The sequence below is a fragment of the Citricoccus sp. K5 genome (assembly GCF_902506195.1).
In the GTDB taxonomy this organism is placed as follows: domain Bacteria; phylum Actinomycetota; class Actinomycetes; order Actinomycetales; family Micrococcaceae; genus Citricoccus.
Genome location: NZ_LR732817.1, coordinates 3,263,358 through 3,280,193, shown reverse-complemented (window position 1 = coordinate 3,280,193; position 16,836 = coordinate 3,263,358). Strand labels below are relative to the sequence as shown.

Below are 16,836 nucleotides of genomic sequence, written 5' to 3'. Positions count from 1 at the left end.
GGTCTCGTCCTCCGGCAGTGCTGTCCGTGATCGTGGTCATCACTCGCCCCGGTTCGCGCGGGACCCGCGGGACGCCCGGTAGTCCGCATACTTGGACTTCCACTCGGCGTTCGGCGGGAACAGCCCGTCCACCGGGTGGCCGGCCTGGACCTGCTCGTAGACCCACGCGTCCTGCTGTTCCTGCTCATAGGCGTCATTGACGACTTCCTCCAGCAAGGCGGGCGGAACCACCACCACACCGTCGTCGTCGCCGATGATGATGTCCCCGGGCTGGACGGTGGTGCCGCCGCAGGCGATCGTCCCGCCCACCTCCCAGGGGATGTGGCGCCGGCCGAGCACGGCCGGGTGCGCGCCGTTGGAGTAGACCTGCAGACCGACCTCGGCGACGGCCGCGGAATCCCGCACGCCGCCGTCGGTCACCACGGCCGTGGCGCCGCGGACCTGGGCGCGCAGCGCCAGGACGTCCCCGAGCGTGCCGGTGCCCGTCTCGCCGCGGGCCTCCATGACCACCACGTCGTCCGGCTCCACGGTGTCCATGGCGCGCTTCTGGGCGTTGAAGCCGCCGCCGAAGCGCTTGAACAGGTCCTCGCGGTTGGGCACGTAGCGCAGGGTCTTGGCGTAGCCGAGGATGCGCTGGCCGGAGTGGGTGGGCCGCACGCCGTCGATGGTGGCGTTGTCGATGCCGCGCTTGCGCAGCTGCGCGGTGATGGTGGCGACCGCGGTCTCCGCGATCCTGGTCCGCAGCTCGGCCGTGAGCAGGGTCCGGTCCGCGGCGGGGGTGTCCGGCACGTACCGATAGGGCTCGACGCCAGCCGGCTCGGCCGGCAGCCCGGCGGCCTCGCGGGACCCCCAGGCCTCCGCGCGCTGGGTGTCGTCCACCTGCGGCTGGGCGCCGAAGTCGGGCAGGGCCTGGCCGGAAGAGCGCACGGGGGTGACGAGGCGGCCGGTGCTGGGGGCGCCGGGCGCCTGCGGGGCATCCACCTCGACCTCGACGACGTCGCCGGGCTGGGCCACGGAGGAGCCGGCCGGGGTGCCGGTCAGGATGACGTCCCCCGCCTCCAGGGTCATCAACTGGGAGAGGTCGGCGATCAGCTGGCCGAAGGGGAAGACGAGTCCCTCGGTGGTGTCATCCTGGGTCAACTCGCCGTTGACCCAGGTGCGCACGCGGAGTTGCGCCGGGTCCAGGCCGGCGGCCGCGATGACGTCCGGACCGAGCGGAGTGTACCCGTCACCGGACTTGTTCTTGAGGTTGGAGCCCTTGTCCGCGTGGCGCAGGTCGTAGAGGCCCCAGTCGTTGGCCGCGGTGATCCCGGAGACCTTGGACCAGCCCTCCTCCGGGGACACCCGGCGGCAGGTCTCGCCGAGGACCAGCGCGATCTCGCCCTCATAGGCCAGCAGTTCGGTGCCCTCGGGACGCTCGATCGCATCGCCGCTGCGGGCCACGGAGGAGCCGGCCTTGAGGAAGTAACCCGGGAACTTCGGGGACCGGCCGCGCTGGGCGATCCGCGAGGGGTAGTTCAGGTGCAGGGCGATGATCTTGCCGGGGCGGTTCGCCCGGTCGGAGAAATCCACCGGGCTCGGGGCCCGGCTGCCCTGATGGTCCGCTGCGGGTGTCTCGGTCATGGTCTCCTGCTCCTGTCGGCGTCCGAGTCCAGTCATTCCGCCGGCACCTCGCCGGCCTTCTGACTCCGGGCCCGCTGTGGCGCCCGTCTCGTTTCGCCTTGATCGTATACGATTCACCGTGACCTTGAACACCCTGGATTTTTTCCGGGCGTGGCGGACGCCACTCCGAAGGGTCGTGACGTGCCGACAGACAGGGCTGGGACCGGGACATCCAGTCCCGGCCCCAGCCCTGTCTCCTACGATGTGCGAGCCCCGGAGTGGCGCCTTCCGACCCGCACTCACGGCCTCATCAGACGACCAACAGCGGCACCATCAGTGAGGTCACGAAGAGCACCAGAGTGCCGCCGATGCGGTTGGTGATGGCCGCGAACGGCATCAGGTGCATCCGCTCGGAGGCGCTGAGCACCGAGACATCGCCGGAGCCACCCGTGTCCGCCATGACGAGTCCCGGAACGATGGCGACCTCCACGAAGTTGAACTTCACCAGCCACCCGATGATCCCCGCCGACAGGCCCGCCACCAGCACGCAGAGGAACGTCAGCGCGATGAAACTCGGGTCAGCCAGCGAGACCAGCACCTCGTCGATCTTGATATACGTCAGGGAGACGCCCACGAGCAGCGCCGGGACCAGCACCGCGTTGATGAGATCACCCCAGTCGGTGGCGGACTCCTCCAGGTCCTTGGGCAGCCAGCCGGTCAGCTTGAGGACCACCATGATGATGATGGCCCAGGCGTAGGGGTGGAGGAAGGTCAGGTAGGCACCCATCAGTTCGCCGACCACGAAGATGACGGCGGCGAACAGCAGTCCCTTGCCGAGCGTGATGTAGGTGGACTGTCCACCCTTCTTCGGCATCGAGAGGTCACGACGATCACCCTTGACCCGGATCAGGTCACCGTTGCCGGAGAAGCCGGCGAACAGGGTCGGTTTGTTCTTGCCCAGGCCGTTCAACAGGCCGGCGAAGATGATGCAGAAGACGTTGGCCAGCACCACAGCGGACATGAGGTCGCCCATGAACGCCGAGGCGTCCTGTCCGGTGCGGGCGGCGTACATCTCGGACATCGGCAGGGCACCCAGCCCCAGACCGCCGGCCATGATGGGGGCCGCGACCAGCAGCATGCCCTCGATGAAGCCGTTGCCGAACATCATCGACACGAGGCCGACGACCAGGAAAGTCACGATGATGGTGCCCAGCACCGGTACTGCGAAGCGCGGCCCGGCCTTGACCAGCAGGGCGCGGGGCATGCCGAGGATGGATCCGGCGATGATCGCCATGACAAAGAAGTCCAGGAAGCCCTGCTCGTCGATGAAGGTGCTGGCCACGGTCACCAGTGGCTCCGGAACCAGGCCGAAGTACACCAACGTGGCCGGCGCGAACGTGCAGAGGATGGTCGGCAGGCCGTAGTCGCGGACCACGGGCACCCGATTGCCGATCCAGATGAACAGCCCGCCCAGCAGGATGGTCACCGCGAAACCGGACAGCATCGACGCCGGAAGCGTCTCGGTCACCGCGGCCACCACCACGACGGCCACCATGATCAGGTACAGCGGGATCGGCACGCTCGCAATCCGCTTCCATCCGGCCCCGGGATGGTGCACGCCGCCGCGTCCGTCGACGGACTTCTCAACGGGTCGGGCCAAGACCGACTGTGTGCCGGCCGTGATCTCCTGCTCGAGCGCCCCGCGGAGGTCGTCATCCTCCGACCGGGACGTGGTGGCCGCGCGGTGGCCGCCCTGGGTGTCGTTGGTGGACATGGTGGACATGGTGGTCTCTTTCCTGGAGAGGGGTCGTTCAGCCCGGGTCGAGATGGAGTGCCGGGCAACGTTCGTGGTCGATGGGGAGGCTCAGGCGTTCGAAGCCTCAGGCAGGCGCGGGGCAGTGCTGACCAGGTTCCGCGCCAAGGACGTGGCCTCGGCGATGAGGTCTTCGTCGATACCGGTCCGGTGACCCTGCTCGTGGAGGTGCCGAACCAGGTCGCCCGTGGAGAGGTTGCCGGCTGCCCCGGGGGCGAACGGGCAACCCCCGTAGCCGCCGAGGGCGGCGTCGAAGCGGGTGATGCCGCGTTCAATGGCCGCGTCCACGCTGGTCAGCGCCTGGCCGTGGGCGTTGTGCAGATGCAGGTAGTAGGTCAGGTCCGGCTCGCCGGCGAGCACGTGGTCCAGACTGGCGACCAGCTCCTCGGTGGGCGTGGTGCCAAGCGTGTCGGCCAGGCCGATGTCCGTCACGCCCATGGCCTGGAAGGACCGGACCATCCACAGCAGGCGCTCCGGATCGATGCGCCCCTCGTACGGGCAGGTGAACGCTGTGGAGATCCCCGCGAAGAAGTCCACGCCCGGGTGCGCCGCCACCTGGTCGCCCAGGTCCTGCAGGGCCTCCTCGACGGTTCGCCCGGCGTTGGCACTCGAGTGCGCCTGGCTGGCGGAGGTGACGATCTGAATATGGCCGGCTCCGGCCGCCACGGCCCGCTCCACTCCCCGGCCGTTGAGCGCCAGGACGGTGAACTCCGCCGTCGTGCTGACCTGCAGGGACCGGACCACTTCCTCGGCTCCGGCCATCTGTGGCACCCTTCGGGGATGAACGAAGGAGGCGACCTCCATACGCCGCACACCGGCGGCGGCGATGGCCTCGCCGATCTGCACGCGCTGGGCGGGAGTGAGGGTCACGGGTTCGTCTTGAAGGCCGTCCCGCAGGAAGACTTCCGTGACCTGGATGTCTGCCCCCGGTACAGCCGGAGTCATGAGCGCACCGCCTCGGCACCGGCAGCGGAGGCAGCCGCGATTTGGTCGTCGTCGAAGCCGGCGACATCGCGCAGTACCTGCTCGGTATGTTCGCCCAGGTCCGGGCCGATCCAGGCCACGCGGCCCTCGTGGCCGGGGATCTTGGGGACCACGCCCGGGAAGCGCACCAGCTCCGGCTCGTCCTCGATGATGACCTCGTGGGTCTCGATCATGCCGCGGGCGATGTAGTGCTCGTCCTGGGCGATCGACGGAGCATCGTAGACCGGACCGGCCGGGACCCCCTCCTCGCTGAGCACGTCCAGCACCTCCTTGAGCGGGCGTGCTCCCGTCCACTCGGAGATGACGGCGTTGAGCTCCTCCTCGCGGGCGCCTCGGGCCTCGGTGGTGGTCAGGGACTCGTCCTCGGCCAGGTCCGGCCGGCCCACGGCGCGCATCAGGCGCTTGAACACCGAGTTGGAGTTGCCGCCGATGACCACCTCGAGGCCGTCCCCGGTGGAGTACGAACCGGTCGGCACCACACCCGGCAGGCGGCCGCCGGTGCGCTGGCGGATCATGCCGTAGGCGTCATAGTCCGGGACGAGTGACTCCAGCAAGCTGAAGACCCCCTCGTACAGCGCCACGTCCACGACCTGCTGGCCGCGGGTGCCTCCACCACAGGCCTTCTGCACCATGAGCATCAGGGCGCCGATGACACCGTAGAGACCGGCGACGGTGTCTCCCAGGGAGGCGGCGGCGCGGCCTGCTGGCCGGTCCGGCTCCCCGGTGATGTAGCGCAGCCCGGCGAAGGACTCCGCCGAGCTGCCGAACCCGGCACGGTCCTTGTATGGCCCGGTCTGCCCGTAGCCGGAGATGCGGACCATGACGAGGTCGGGGTTCTGGGCCATCAGCTCGTCCGGCCCCAGCCCCCACTTCTCCAGGGTGCCCGGGCGGAAGTTCTCGATCACGACGTCGGTGCCCGCCGCCATCTTCAGCACGGCCTCTCGGCCGAGCTCGCTGCGCAGGTCCAGGGCGACGGACTTCTTGTTGCGGCCCATGGTGCGGAACAGCATGGACGTGTCCCCACGGGTCTTGCGCCAGTCGCGCAGCTCGTCGCCGCCGATGGGCCGCTCCACCTTGATGACCTCGGCGCCGAAGTCGCCGAAGATGCGGGCGGCGAAGGGGGCGGCGATGAAGCTGCCCAGCTCGAGGACGCGGATGCCCTGAAGCGGGAGGGTGTTCTCTCCGGTGTCAATGCTCTCGGTCACGGGGATTCTCCTCAATGCTTCTCATAGAATGGGAAGTAGTTCTTATTTAGCGGTAGGACGGTAGCAGGATGTGATACGTATCACAAGAGGATGTCCTGCGAGGCGGCGGGCTCGAGGCTCGCCGGTCGCTTGGCCTGGGTGACGACCCCGGTCGGGACGTCGCCCCGCAGCACGGCCTCGATGTTCTGCCACACGGTGGCGATCCGGCGCTGGACGTTCTCCCAGCCGACTCCCGCCATGTGCGGCGTGCACACCACCTGATCCATCTCCAGCAGCTCGCTCGCAGCATCCAGGGGCTCCCGGTCATAGACATCGAGCCCAGCCCCGGCGATGCGCCCCTCCCGCAGGGACTCGATGAGCGCACGCTCGTCCACGACCTCACCGCGCCCGACGTTCACGAGCACGCCGGTCTGTTTCATGAGGGCGAGTTCGCCTCGGCCGATCAGTCCCTCGGACCCGGCGTTCATCGGGACACACACGCAGACGATGTCTGAGGTCCGCATGAGTTCGTCCAGGGAGACGGGTCGGGCCGGCACGAGCTCGGAGACGGTCAGCGGTATCTCCGCGTTGTCATAGAAGACCACCTCGGCACCGAAACCGTGATGGACCACCTTGCCGATCCACCGGCCGATATTGCCCAGCCCGACGATGCCGACCGTCTTGCCGTACAGCTCGGAGTAGGACGTCTCATCCAGGTCCTCGCGCCACTTCCCGTCCCGCATCAGCTGCACCGAAGCAGGGATCCGCCGCAGCAGTGTCAGGACCAGGGTGACCGCATGCTCCGCGACGGAGATGGAGTGTGTCTTCATCTGAGCCACCGGAACGCCCAGGTCATCCAGGACCCCGAGGGGAAGCTGGCCATAGCCGGAGCTCATGTACTGGATGAACTTCGCCTTCGAGGCGGCCCGGAAGACCGCTTCCGGGACCTCGACGCCCGAGATCAGGAAATCAGCGTCCGCGGCCTCGCGGCAGAGGTCCTCGACGTCCGTCCCCGGCGGCATGACAGTCACCCTGAAACCGTCCGGTGCGGCCGCCACCAGGCGGTCGATGTAGTCCCTGAGGGGATTGATGAACAGGACCTTGTACGTCACGGGTGTGCGCCTTTCGCAGGGGCGGCCCCGGCCGGCGGCGTAGGGACCTGGTGAGGATGGGAGACGGGTAAGAAGAGAGGGAAGAAGAGAAGGAAGTGGGGGTGACGGCCTGACGGCACCGGGTCAGCGGCCAGCTGCGGCGACGTGGTCCCGCCGTCCGGAGTCCACCTGCGGCGGAAGGGCGCGGATGACGGCGTCCGTCACCTCCCGGGTGCCAGCGGAGCCACCCAGGTCCCGCGCCCGGGGGCCGGTCGCCAGAGTCGCTTCAACGGCGCCCTGGATGGCGTGGGCGATGCGCGTGGCGAGGTCGTCGCCGCGGCGCTCCCCCAGCCACTCCAGCATCATCGCGGCCGAGAGGATCATCGCCGTGGGATTGGCGATTCCCTGTCCCGCGATGTCGGGGGCGCTGCCATGAGACGGCTGGAAGACGCCGTGCGTCAGGCTGACATCCGCAGACGGGGCGACGCCGAGGCCGCCCACGAGGCCGGCCGCGACCTCCGAGACGATGTCGCCGAAGATGTTCTCCGAGACGATGACGTCGTAGCGGCCCGGATCGGTCACCATGTACATCGATCCCGCGTCGATGTAGTACTTGGCGCTCCCGATATCGGCATTCCGCGCGGCGACCTCGTCGAACACCCTCTCCATCAGGACGTTGCTGCGCAGGGCGTTGGACTTGTGCAGAAGCGTCACGTGGCCCGGGGTCCCTCGCTTGCGGCGTGCCCGCGCCTGCGAGAACGCCACGTCGAAGAGCTTCTCGCTGGTGGCCCGCGTGATTGTCATGCGATCACTCGCGCTCTCGTCACTGGGCTCGTGTTCATCGGCCAGGCCCGCGAACATCCCCTCCGAGGTCTCCCGGATCACCAGCATGTCAACCTCCTCCGCCTTGAGCGGGCCGTCGACGCCCGGGAAGAGCCGGACCGGACGAAGGCTTGAGAAGAGGCCGTAGTGGGCTCTCATCTCCACCTGGGCGCCCAGTTCGAGACCTTCCGGACCCCGCACGTCAGGAAGGCCCATGGCACCGAACAGCACGGCGTCCCGCGTGCCGATCTCGTCCATATCACCGGCGGTGATCTTCCGTCCGGTTCGGCGGTACAGGTCAGCGCTGAAGTCATACGTGGTGTAGTTCAGCGCCAGTCCGTAGCGCGCCTCGCACTCCGCCAGGACCGCCTGCGCGGCCTCGACGACCTCGGGACCGATGCCGTCTCCGGGTATGACGGCGATGTCGTATTCAGTCATGTCTCTCCTGCCTTGACGGCTTCGAGCGCCTTCGCGCGGGGCGCCCGCCGCGGCGTCGCGGGAGGCGGCCACACGATGGTCTCACCAAGATATTCCCACTGTCTGGGAACTCTTTACTGCTTAGCGGGAAGACCATAGCAAGGCGTGACGCTGCTCACAAGGGGGTTGAGAGAATGGCGCGCCGCGCAGAGCAGACGGAGGTCAGGGACCATCGGAGACCGGGCGCTGCCTGCATGTGCCGGCCCGGCGGCTCAGGGCAGGTGACTCAGGGCAGGCGGAGCGTCATCATGACGCCGGCCAGCGTGGTGGCGGCCTCAACGGCCTGGGCACCGAAGTCCGCGCCGGGGCCGTCCTCCACGCGGGCGAGGGGCACGGCCACGCAGATCGCGCCGACGAGCTCGCCGCCCAGCCAGACCGGAGCGCTGACCGAGCCGAGACCCGGGGTGCGCACGCCGACCGACTCGACCCAGCCATGCCGTTCGATCGAGGCCCAGGCCTCCTCCTCACGGGCCAGCAGTCGGCCGGCCGAACCTGCAGGGAGCGGCTGACGGGTGCCGGCGGGCAGCGCAGCGCGCAAGACCTGCATGCTGTCCACGGTGGCCAGGCACACACGGTCGTCACCGCGGCGTACCCAGAGCTGGGCGGTCTCCTCGGTGCTGTCCCGAAGCAGGGTCAGGATGGGCAGGGCGGCGTTCTCCAAGGCGGAGCGGACAAAGCGCGAACCCCGCCGGAACCGGCCGTCGGAGTCACGGCGGAGGAACTCGAAGTCGACCATGGAGAGGGCGAGCCGGTGCACGGTGGAGACTGACAGCTCGGTCCGGCGGGCGATCTCACTCGCCGAAGCCGGTCCGGTCTCCACGGCGTCCAGGATGGCCGCCACGCGTTCCAGCATGCGGTTCCCGCCCTCACGATCGCTCATCCCCACATCCTAGGGAACCACGTGGACCCGGCGGGCAACCGTCACCCCGGCCCCTCGCCGGGGAGAGCCAGTCGATCAGTCCAAGGACAGCGGCCGCGGTGCGGGCTGGGCACCCGCCATTGACTCGGCCATGTACTCGGCCACGACGCCCTGGGAAATCGGCAGGTCCAGCACGAAGACACCCTCGGCGCCCCGGGCTACCCAGTCAGTCAGGGCGTCCAGGTCCTGCAGGCTCCGCGCCTTGATCCCGTCGGCGCCGAAGGCTCGGCCCACGGCGGCGAAGTCGACCTCGTCGATGAGCATGGCCTGATCGTCCAGGCCGCGGGCTGCGTACTGGTGCAGCTCGGCCCCGTAGGCGGCGTCGTTGAAGACCACCACGACGCCGGACCGGGTCTGGCGCACGAAGCTCTCCAGGTCGGCCAGGGCCATCAGGCCGCCCCCGTCGCCCGTGACCAGCACCGTGGTGCGGTCCGGCCGGGCCGCGGCGGCGCCGACGGCGGAGGGGAAGCCCAATCCGATGGACTGGAATGCGGTGCCGACGAACAGGTGGGAGCGCGGGTCCGGGACCGAGCACATGAGGGGCACCCAGCCGATGAAGTGGCCGCCGTCCTGCACGAAGGTCCGCTCTGGGGGCAGGATCCCGTCCAGGGCCAGTGCCATGGCACGCGGGTCGAGACGGCCGTCGGCAGCCAGCCCGTCCTCGGCGGTGCCGTCGGCGCGAACGGGGTCCAGCGCCGGGGCGGCCGGGATCGGCTGGTGTGCGCGCCAGCCGCCGTCAGGGCGTCCGTTGCCCTCCGGGGAGGGCTGGAAGGCGGCGGCGAGCGCGCCCAGGGCGGCGCCGGCGTCGGACACCAGGAAGTGCCCCGTCCGCTCATGGCGCGCCTCGGCGCGGTGGTCCACCTGCAGCACGGTGGCCTCGGCGGCGAGAAGGGTGCCGTAGCGCATCTGGAAGGGGTTCATGCCGGCGCCGACCACGAGCACGACGTCGGCCTGCCGCATGATCTCGACGCGTTCCGTCCGCGCGAAGCCCCCGGCGATACCCAGGTCCCCCGCGGGGCCGGCGACGTTGCGTGCCATGACCGAGGTCGCCACGAGGGCCCCCAGCGAGTCGGCCAGCCGGCGTAAGGAGGCGGGGGCGCCCGGCGAGTCCACGACACCCCGTCCCGCGACGAGCAGCGGACGCTCGGCTCCGCGCAGGGCGGAGAGCAGCGGTTCCAGCTCCTCGGCGGAGGGGGACCCGGGCACGGCAGTCGCGGCAGGCACGGCCGGCAGGGCTGGGGAGGGGGCGCCAACGGGTGCGGCGGGCTGATGCACCGGCGTCTCCACAAGGTCATAGGGGATCGCGACGACGACCGGGCGCCTCCCGGAGGCGGCGTCCGCGAAGGCTCGGCGGACCTGCGCCGTGGGGTCGTCGGCGCCCAGACGCACGGTCTCGACCCCGGCGGCCGCCGCCATTCCGGCCTGGTCGACATCGAAGTACCGCGGTCCGGTCGTGGGGGCGTCGCCGACCACGAGCACCAGGGGGATGCGGGCCAGCGCGGCCTCCGAGAGGGCGGTGAGGGTGTTGGTGAATCCGGCCCCGTAGGTGACGGTGGCGACCCCGACCCGGCCCGAGGCCCGGTGGTAGGCGTCTGCGGCGGCCACGGCCCCGGCCTCATGGCGGACGGTGACGAGCGGGAACCCGGTGCTGGTCAGCTCGCTGATCAGGTGGGCGTTGCCGTTGCCCATGAGTCCGAAGAGGACCTCGGTGTTCTCGCGGATCACGCGGGCCACCGCCTGGGGAACGGTGGGCCGCACGGAGGAGTCACCGGCGACGGGGGAGGTCCCGGGGAGGTCGGCAGGTTCGGCCGTCGCGGTGAGCTCGGTGCTCGAGGCGGTCAGGGCGGGTGCAGCGGTCACGGTGGAACTCCTCGGCGAGATGGACTTCGGGGCCTTTCCGAGAAGTGTGTCCGGCTCTTCCTCGCTGCGCAATCGAGCACGGATCAACTGAACACCCTGTACATTTTGACCGCATCTACCGGCATTCGAACATGCAGCCTGACCAGTGTTGACCAACTACGTCCAGTCTTGGCCAGCCGAGGAGACTCAGGAAGTCGAGTCGGCCACCGCATGGAGCAGGGGCAGCGTGCGCCCCTGGATGTGGGTGCGCAGGGCCAGGGAGGACGAGGTGCGGGCCACCCCGGCCAACTGGGAGATCCGGTCCAGCACGTCCTGCAGGTCCTGGCCGTTTCGGGCGACCACACGCAGATGCAGATCGTGGTCCCCGGTGACCGTGTAGAGGTCCGTGACCTCCGGGATGGCCGTGAGGATCGCCTCGGTCACCGGCCCGTGCCCGACGTTCTGGATGATGTCCACAAAGCAGAAGGCCACCAGGTCATAGCCGAAGCCGGCAGGGTCGACCTGCGGGACGATCGCCGAGACCACGCCGTTCGCGTGGAGGCGGGCCAGCCGGCTCGTCACCGTGCCGCGAGCCACTCCCAACCGCCGGGCGCATTCCAGGACGGGCAGCTGCGGTTCGTCCGTGAGCAGCTGGACGAGGCGGGCATCGAGATCGTCGGGTTGCATGGCGCCCATTCTGGCACCGGCTCGCCCGGTCGGCTCACTCCCCCGGGGTGAGCTTGCCCCGCAGGCGCGCGCGCATGGCAGCGCTGGCCGCGTTCAGGCCCACCACCTCGACCGTCTTGCCGTAGCGCTCGTACTTCTCCGTAATGGCATCGAGGCTGGCCACGGTGGACGCATCCCACAGGTGGGACCGGGTCAGGTCGATGACCACGCGATCGGGGTCCGCGAGGTAGTCGAACTGGGTGTAGAGGTCGTTCGAGGAGGCCCAGAACAACTCACCGTCCACGGTGTACGTGACGGTCCCGCCGTCGTCATGCCCGTTGTCCCCGGAGCCGACGGCCCGCCGGACGGTCACGAAGTGCGCCACCCGCCGGGCGAAGAGCACCATGGCGGCGAGCACGCCGAGCCCCACGCCCACGGCGAGGTTCCCGGTGACCACGGTGCCGGCCACGGTCACCAGCATGACCAGCGTCTCGGACAAGGGCATGGCCCGTAGCGTGGCGGGACGGATCGAGTGCCAGTCGAAGGTGGCCCAGGAGACATAGACCATCACGGCCACCAGGGCGGCCATCGGGACCATGCCGACCAGCTCGCCCAGCAGCACGGAGAGCACCAGCAGCATGACGCCGGCTGTCAGGGTGGACAGCCGGGTGCGGGCGCCGTTGGCCTTGGTGTTGATCATGGTCTGGCCGATCATGGCGCAACCGCCCATGGTGCCGAAGAACCCGGAGATGATGTTCGCCCCGCCCTGGCCCAGGGACTCCCGCGTCTTGGAGGAGCCGGTGTCCGTGACATCGTCCACGAGCTTGGCGGTCATGAGGGACTCCATCAGCCCGACGACAGCCATGGCGAACGCATAGGGGGCGATCACCTGGAGCGTCTCCAGGGTGAACGGCACGTCCGGCAGCACCAGTACCGGCAGCGCCTGCGGCAGCTCGCCCTTGTCCCCCACGGTCGGCACGGCCATCTGGGTGGCGATCACCAGGCCGGTCACCACCACGATCGAGACCAGCGAGGCCGGCACCGCCTTGGTCAGCAGCGGGAACAGGAAGATGAGGGCCAGGCCGAGTGCCACCAGGACGTAGACCAGCCAGGGGACGTCCATCAGGTCCGGCAACTGGGACGTGAACATGAGGATCGCGAGCGCGTTGACGAACCCGGTCATCACGCTGCGGGGGATGAACCGCATCAGCTTGGCGATGCCGAGCAGACCCATCGCCACCTGCAGGAAGCCCGCCAGGATGACGGTGGCGAAGAGGTACTCCACCCCGTGGCTGGCCACCACGGGGGCGATGACCAGCGCCGTGGCGGCAGTGGCGGCCGAGATCATGGCCGGCCGGCCCCCGAGGAAGGAGATGGAGATGGCCATGATGGCGGCGGCAAACAGCCCGACCGCCGGATCCACGCCCGCGATGAGCGAGAAGGCGATGGCCTCGGGGATGAGCGCCAGTCCCACCACGAGCCCGGAGAGCACCTCGGTCTTGAGCCACCCGGGCCGGCGCAGGGTCAGCCACACCGACTGGCGCTGCTCCGGGGTTGCCCCGCCGTGTCCCAGGGCCAGGTTCTGGGCCACCTCGGGATGGTGCGGCAACAGCGGAGGCGCAGGGACGTCGTCGGGCATGGCAAGGACTCCGGGTGTTCGAGGGTGACGCCTCCACAGTAGCCGCGGCGCCGGCCCAGAGGTGTTCCTACACTGGGTACATGAGCAACCAGCCGCAGAACACCCCGCCGCCGAACCCGAGCCGGCCAGACGCCGAAGCCGCCGTCAACGCGGAGACCGGCTTGCCGACGTCGGCCCCGCAGGCCGGCTGGCCCCAGCCGGTGGACACGGGTCCGCTGCAGGTCAGCTACCGGATTTTGGTCAACGCCCCCGCCTCGGAGCTGTATCCGATCCTGGCCAACCCGCACCGCCACCACGAGGTGGACGGCTCGGCCACGGTGCAGTACGCCAAGACCGGCCCCTCTCAGCTGTCCGTGGGCGACCAGTTCTCGGTGGCCATGAAGATGTTGGGCCTTCCGTACACCATGAAGCTCGTGGTCACGGCGGCGGACGAGAACGAACTCGTGGAGTGGAAGCACCCGGGCGGGCACCGGTGGCGGTGGCGCTTCGAGGACCAGGGGGACGGGAGCACCGTGGTCACCGAGACCTTCGACTATTCCTGGACCCGGCACGTGGTGGCCCGCGGTTACGAGCTGACGCGGCGCCCACAGGACAACGCCAACAGCATCCGCGCCTCCCTCACCCGCCTGGCCGGCCAGTACCTCTAGCGCCAATTGCGCTGGGGCTGGCTGTCCGGCCCACGCCCGACGCCGGCCGGCAGCCATCCCGCGGGGGTCACCTGTGTGCCGGGCCGGATTGCCAGCCCCTTCACAGCGGCGGCCAAGTCCATGAACAGGTCGACTCCCTACAGTGGGAAGCACCTCATCAAGGTGCGAGTGATGACAGGAAGAGGCCCCGGGCCCGGCAGTTTGCGTCCCCCTCACGCAGCCGGATCACCCGGGGTCTCGTCATGCCCGCTGTGGCGGTCCCTTCCCGAACCCACCAGCGGTGGGCACGGTGCAGATCAGCGTTCCGGGCTGGCCGAGTAGTCCAGGACCACGCGGCCGTCGATCTTGCCGTGGTGCATCTCGTCGAAGATCGCGTTGATGTCCTCGATCGGACGCTTGGAGTAGGTCGGGTGGATCTTGCCGGCAGCGTAGAACTCCAAGGCCTCCACCATGTCCTGCCGCGTACCGACGATCGACCCGCGAATCGTCAGGCCCTTCAACACGATGTCGAAGATGGGAGCGGGGAAGTCTCCCGGGGGCAGGCCGTTGAACACGATGGTTCCCCCACGGCGGGTCATCGAGATCGCCTGGCCGAAGGCCTTCGGGTGGACTGCTGTGACCAGCACGCCATGGGCACCGCCGATCTTCTCCTGGATCTCCACTGACGGCTCCGCCACATTGGCATTCACCACGATCTCGGCCCCGTGCTTCTGTGCCAGAGCCAGCTTGTCATCGGCCACATCCACGGCCACCACCCGCATGCCCATGGCCACCGCGTACTGCACGGCGATATGACCCAGGCCGCCGATGCCGGAGATGACGACCCATTGCCCGGGCCGGACCTCCGTCTGCTTCAGGCCCTTGTAGACCGTCACGCCGGCGCACAGCACCGGGCCGACCTCGTACGGGTCAGAGCCCTCGGGCAGCACCGGGGCGTACTTGGCATCCACGATCATGTACTCACCGAAGGAGCCGTCCACCGCGTAGCCGCCATTCTGCTGTGATTCACACAGGGTCTCCCAGCCGGTGCGGCAGTACTCGCAGCTCCCGCAGGCGCTCCACAGCCACGCGTTGCCCACCATCTGTCCTTCGGAGAGTTCGGTGACTCCCTCCCCGATCTTCTCAACGATGCCCACGCCCTCGTGGCCGGGAATGAACGGAGGGGACGGCTTCACCGGCCAGTCCCCGGTGGCGGCGTGGAGGTCCGTATGGCAGACCCCTGAGGACGTCAGTTTCACCAGGGCTTGGCCGGGCCCTGGCTCCGGGATGTCGACCTGCTTGATCGCGAGATCCTGGTTGAAGCTCTCAACAACTGCTGCCTTCATGGTTGACATGGGTACTCCTTGGTCATGTTGGTCATGGGTGTGTTGAAGTGGTCATGGGGTGTTGATGCGGCCATCGTGATGTTGCTCGGGATGGCCGCGTTCATGGGATTGACGGCGCGCTCGACCGCTCCGGAGAGCCGTCACGCGTCTGGGCGCGCGGATCCGGAGTCGCGGTGGTTGTCACCGGCCCGGGACGCGAGCCGCATGTCCCGGGCCGGTGCCTGGAAACGGCCTAGAAGAAGCCCTGCTTGTCCTCTGTGTAGGAGACCAACAGGTTCTTGGTCTGCTGGTAGTGGTCCAGCATCATCTTGTGGTTCTCCCGCCCGATCCCGGAGGACTTGTAGCCGCCGAACGCCGAGTGCGCCGGGTAGGCGTGGTACTGGTTGACCCACACCCGGCCCGCCTGGATGGTGCGGCCGGCACGGTAGGCGGTGTTGCCGTTGCGGGACCAGACCCCTGCTCCCAGACCGTAGAGAGTGTCATTGGCGATCGTCATCGCGTCGTCGAAATCGGAGAACGTGGCCACGGAGACCACCGGACCGAAGATCTCCTCCTGGAAGACCCGCATGGAGTTGTGGCCGCGGAAGATCGTCGGCTGCACGTAGTAGCCGCCGGCCAGGTCGCCGTCGAGGTGGGCCCGTTCTCCGCCGAGCAGCACCTCGGCCCCCTCCTGGCGCCCGATGTCCAGGTAGGACTTGATCTTCTCCAGCTGGTCGTTCGAGGCCTGGGCTCCCATCATGGTCTCGGTGTCCAGCGGGTTCCCCTGCTTGATGAGGCGGGTGCGCTCCACCGCGGCCTCCAGGAAGCCATCCGCGATGGACTCCTGGACCAGGGCACGGGACGGGCACGTGCAGACCTCTCCCTGGTTCAGGGCGAACATGGTGAATCCCTCCTGCGCCTTGTCCCAGAACGCGTCATCCGCGGCCATCACGTCCTCGAAGAAGATGTTCGGGGACTTCCCTCCCAGCTCGAGCGTCACCGGGATGAGGTTCTCGGAGGCGTACTGCATGATCAGCCGGCCCGTGGTGGTCTCACCGGTGAAGGCGATCTTGCGGATCCGCTTGTTGGACGCCAGCGGCTTGCCGGCCTCGAGCCCGAAGCCGTTGACGATGTTCAGCACGCCGGCCGGCAGCAGGTCGCCGATCAGTTCGGCCAGCACCAGGATCGAGGCCGGGGTCTGCTCCGCGGGCTTGAGCACCACGGCGTTGCCGGCCGCCAGGGCCGGCGCGAGCTTCCACGTGGCCATGAGGATCGGGAAGTTCCACGGGATGATCTGGCCGACCACACCGAGGGGCTCGTGGTAGTGGTACGCCACCGTGTCCTCGTCGAGCTGGGACAGAGAGCCCTCCTGCGCCCGGATGGTGCCCGCGAAGTAGCGGAAGTGGTCGATCGCGAGCGGGATGTCCGCGTTCAGGGTCTCACGCACGGCCTTGCCGTTGTCCCACGTCTCGGCGACGGCGAGCATCTCGAGGTTCTGCTCCATGCGGTCAGCGATCTTGTTGAGGATCACCGCCCGCTCGGCCGGGGACGTCCTGCCCCAGGCCGGGGCTGCCGCATGGGCGGCGTCCAGGGCGGCCTCGATGTCCTCCGGGGTGCCGCGCCCGACCTCGGTGAAGGACTTGCCGGTGACCGGGCTGGGGTTCTCGAAGTACTGGCCCCTGACGGGGGCCACCCACTCACCGCCGATGTAGTGCTCATAGCGGGGCTTGAAGGTCACCGCGGAACCGTCGGTTCCCGGGTTGGCGTAGATGGTCATGTCAGCTCCTGGAATGCGGGGTTGGATGGACTGATGCTGTGATCGTAGTCACAGACATGTTGCATCCACGTT

General features: G+C 68.9%; 13 protein-coding genes. 1 reads left to right on the top strand and 12 read right to left on the bottom strand.

Features of this window, described 5'->3' with window-relative positions; genetic code table 11:
- Positions 1 to 39: 39 nt before the first annotated feature.
- From BOSE125_RS14780 to BOSE125_RS14735, 10 genes are all read right to left on the bottom strand, one after another.
- Complete coding sequence (locus BOSE125_RS14780) at positions 40 to 1,623, bottom strand: fumarylacetoacetate hydrolase family protein (protein WP_159553756.1); 1,584 nt, start codon at positions 1,621 to 1,623, stop codon at positions 40 to 42.
- Between the two features lie 289 nt (positions 1,624 to 1,912).
- Complete coding sequence (locus tag BOSE125_RS14775; protein ID WP_236558040.1) at positions 1,913 to 3,385, bottom strand: 2-hydroxycarboxylate transporter family protein; 1,473 nt, start codon at positions 3,383 to 3,385, stop codon at positions 1,913 to 1,915.
- Between the two features lie 81 nt (positions 3,386 to 3,466).
- Positions 3,467 to 4,360, bottom strand: coding sequence for a hydroxymethylglutaryl-CoA lyase (locus BOSE125_RS14770; protein ID WP_159553754.1), 894 nt, complete (start codon positions 4,358 to 4,360; stop codon positions 3,467 to 3,469).
- A complete protein-coding gene (locus BOSE125_RS14765) occupies positions 4,357 to 5,604 on the bottom strand; it encodes a CaiB/BaiF CoA-transferase family protein (RefSeq protein WP_159553752.1) in 1,248 nt (415 codons plus the stop codon). The genes BOSE125_RS14770 and BOSE125_RS14765 overlap by 4 nt, the downstream gene beginning before the upstream one ends.
- 80 nt (positions 5,605 to 5,684) lie before the next feature.
- Positions 5,685 to 6,695, bottom strand: coding sequence for a D-isomer specific 2-hydroxyacid dehydrogenase family protein (locus BOSE125_RS14760; RefSeq protein ID WP_159553750.1), 1,011 nt, complete (start codon positions 6,693 to 6,695; stop codon positions 5,685 to 5,687).
- 123 nt (positions 6,696 to 6,818) lie between these two features.
- Positions 6,819 to 7,934 (bottom strand): isocitrate/isopropylmalate dehydrogenase family protein, encoded by a 1,116-nt coding sequence (locus BOSE125_RS14755; RefSeq protein WP_159553748.1) that lies wholly within the window; start codon positions 7,932 to 7,934, stop codon positions 6,819 to 6,821.
- A gap of 265 nt (positions 7,935 to 8,199) precedes the next feature.
- Positions 8,200 to 8,853 carry an IclR family transcriptional regulator gene (locus tag BOSE125_RS14750; RefSeq protein WP_159553746.1) on the bottom strand — a complete coding sequence of 218 codons (654 nt, stop codon included), beginning with the start codon at positions 8,851 to 8,853 and terminating at the stop codon, positions 8,200 to 8,202.
- 75 nt (positions 8,854 to 8,928) lie between these two features.
- A complete protein-coding gene (locus tag BOSE125_RS14745) occupies positions 8,929 to 10,752 on the bottom strand; it encodes a thiamine pyrophosphate-binding protein (RefSeq protein ID WP_256375980.1) in 1,824 nt (607 codons plus the stop codon).
- A 186-nt stretch (positions 10,753 to 10,938) separates the two neighbouring features.
- Positions 10,939 to 11,418, bottom strand: coding sequence for an Lrp/AsnC family transcriptional regulator (locus BOSE125_RS14740; RefSeq protein ID WP_159553743.1), 480 nt, complete (start codon positions 11,416 to 11,418; stop codon positions 10,939 to 10,941).
- 34 nt (positions 11,419 to 11,452) lie between these two features.
- Positions 11,453 to 13,036: a SulP family inorganic anion transporter gene (locus BOSE125_RS14735; protein WP_159553741.1), complete on the bottom strand. Its 1,584-nt coding sequence runs from the start codon at positions 13,034 to 13,036 to the stop codon at positions 11,453 to 11,455.
- 80 nt (positions 13,037 to 13,116) lie between these two features.
- Here BOSE125_RS14735 and BOSE125_RS14730 point away from each other — a divergent pair, with 80 nt between their 5' ends.
- A complete protein-coding gene (locus BOSE125_RS14730; protein WP_159553739.1) occupies positions 13,117 to 13,683 on the top strand; it encodes an SRPBCC family protein in 567 nt (188 codons plus the stop codon).
- Between the two features lie 296 nt (positions 13,684 to 13,979).
- On the opposite strand, the gene adhP is transcribed toward BOSE125_RS14730, so the two are convergent.
- Both adhP and adh read right to left on the bottom strand, forming a co-directional pair.
- Positions 13,980 to 15,017 carry an alcohol dehydrogenase AdhP gene (gene adhP, locus BOSE125_RS14725; protein WP_159553737.1) on the bottom strand — a complete coding sequence of 346 codons (1,038 nt, stop codon included), beginning with the start codon at positions 15,015 to 15,017 and terminating at the stop codon, positions 13,980 to 13,982.
- 223 nt (positions 15,018 to 15,240) lie between these two features.
- Positions 15,241 to 16,764 (bottom strand): aldehyde dehydrogenase, encoded by a 1,524-nt coding sequence (adh, locus tag BOSE125_RS14720; protein WP_159553735.1) that lies wholly within the window; start codon positions 16,762 to 16,764, stop codon positions 15,241 to 15,243.
- Between the last annotated feature and the right edge of the window lie 72 nt (positions 16,765 to 16,836).

Excerpts from the sequence above, each read along its gene's own strand:
- BOSE125_RS14780 (WP_159553756.1), bottom strand. The coding sequence starts at position 1,623 with ATGACCGAGACACCCGCAGCGGACCATCAGGGCAGCCGGGCCCCGAGC.
- BOSE125_RS14775 (WP_236558040.1), bottom strand. The coding sequence starts at position 3,385 with ATGTCCACCATGTCCACCAACGACACCCAGGGCGGCCACCGCGCGGCC.
- BOSE125_RS14770 (WP_159553754.1), bottom strand. The coding sequence starts at position 4,360 with ATGACTCCGGCTGTACCGGGGGCAGACATCCAGGTCACGGAAGTCTTC.
- BOSE125_RS14755 (WP_159553748.1), bottom strand. The coding sequence starts at position 7,934 with ATGACTGAATACGACATCGCCGTCATACCCGGAGACGGCATCGGTCCC.
- BOSE125_RS14750 (WP_159553746.1), bottom strand. The coding sequence starts at position 8,853 with ATGAGCGATCGTGAGGGCGGGAACCGCATGCTGGAACGCGTGGCGGCC.
- BOSE125_RS14740 (WP_159553743.1), bottom strand. The coding sequence starts at position 11,418 with ATGCAACCCGACGATCTCGATGCCCGCCTCGTCCAGCTGCTCACGGAC.
- BOSE125_RS14735 (WP_159553741.1), bottom strand. The coding sequence starts at position 13,036 with ATGCCCGACGACGTCCCTGCGCCTCCGCTGTTGCCGCACCATCCCGAG.
- BOSE125_RS14730 (WP_159553739.1), top strand. The coding sequence starts at position 13,117 with ATGAGCAACCAGCCGCAGAACACCCCGCCGCCGAACCCGAGCCGGCCA.
- adhP (WP_159553737.1), bottom strand. The coding sequence starts at position 15,017 with ATGTCAACCATGAAGGCAGCAGTTGTTGAGAGCTTCAACCAGGATCTC.
- adh (WP_159553735.1), bottom strand. The coding sequence starts at position 16,764 with ATGACCATCTACGCCAACCCGGGAACCGACGGTTCCGCGGTGACCTTC.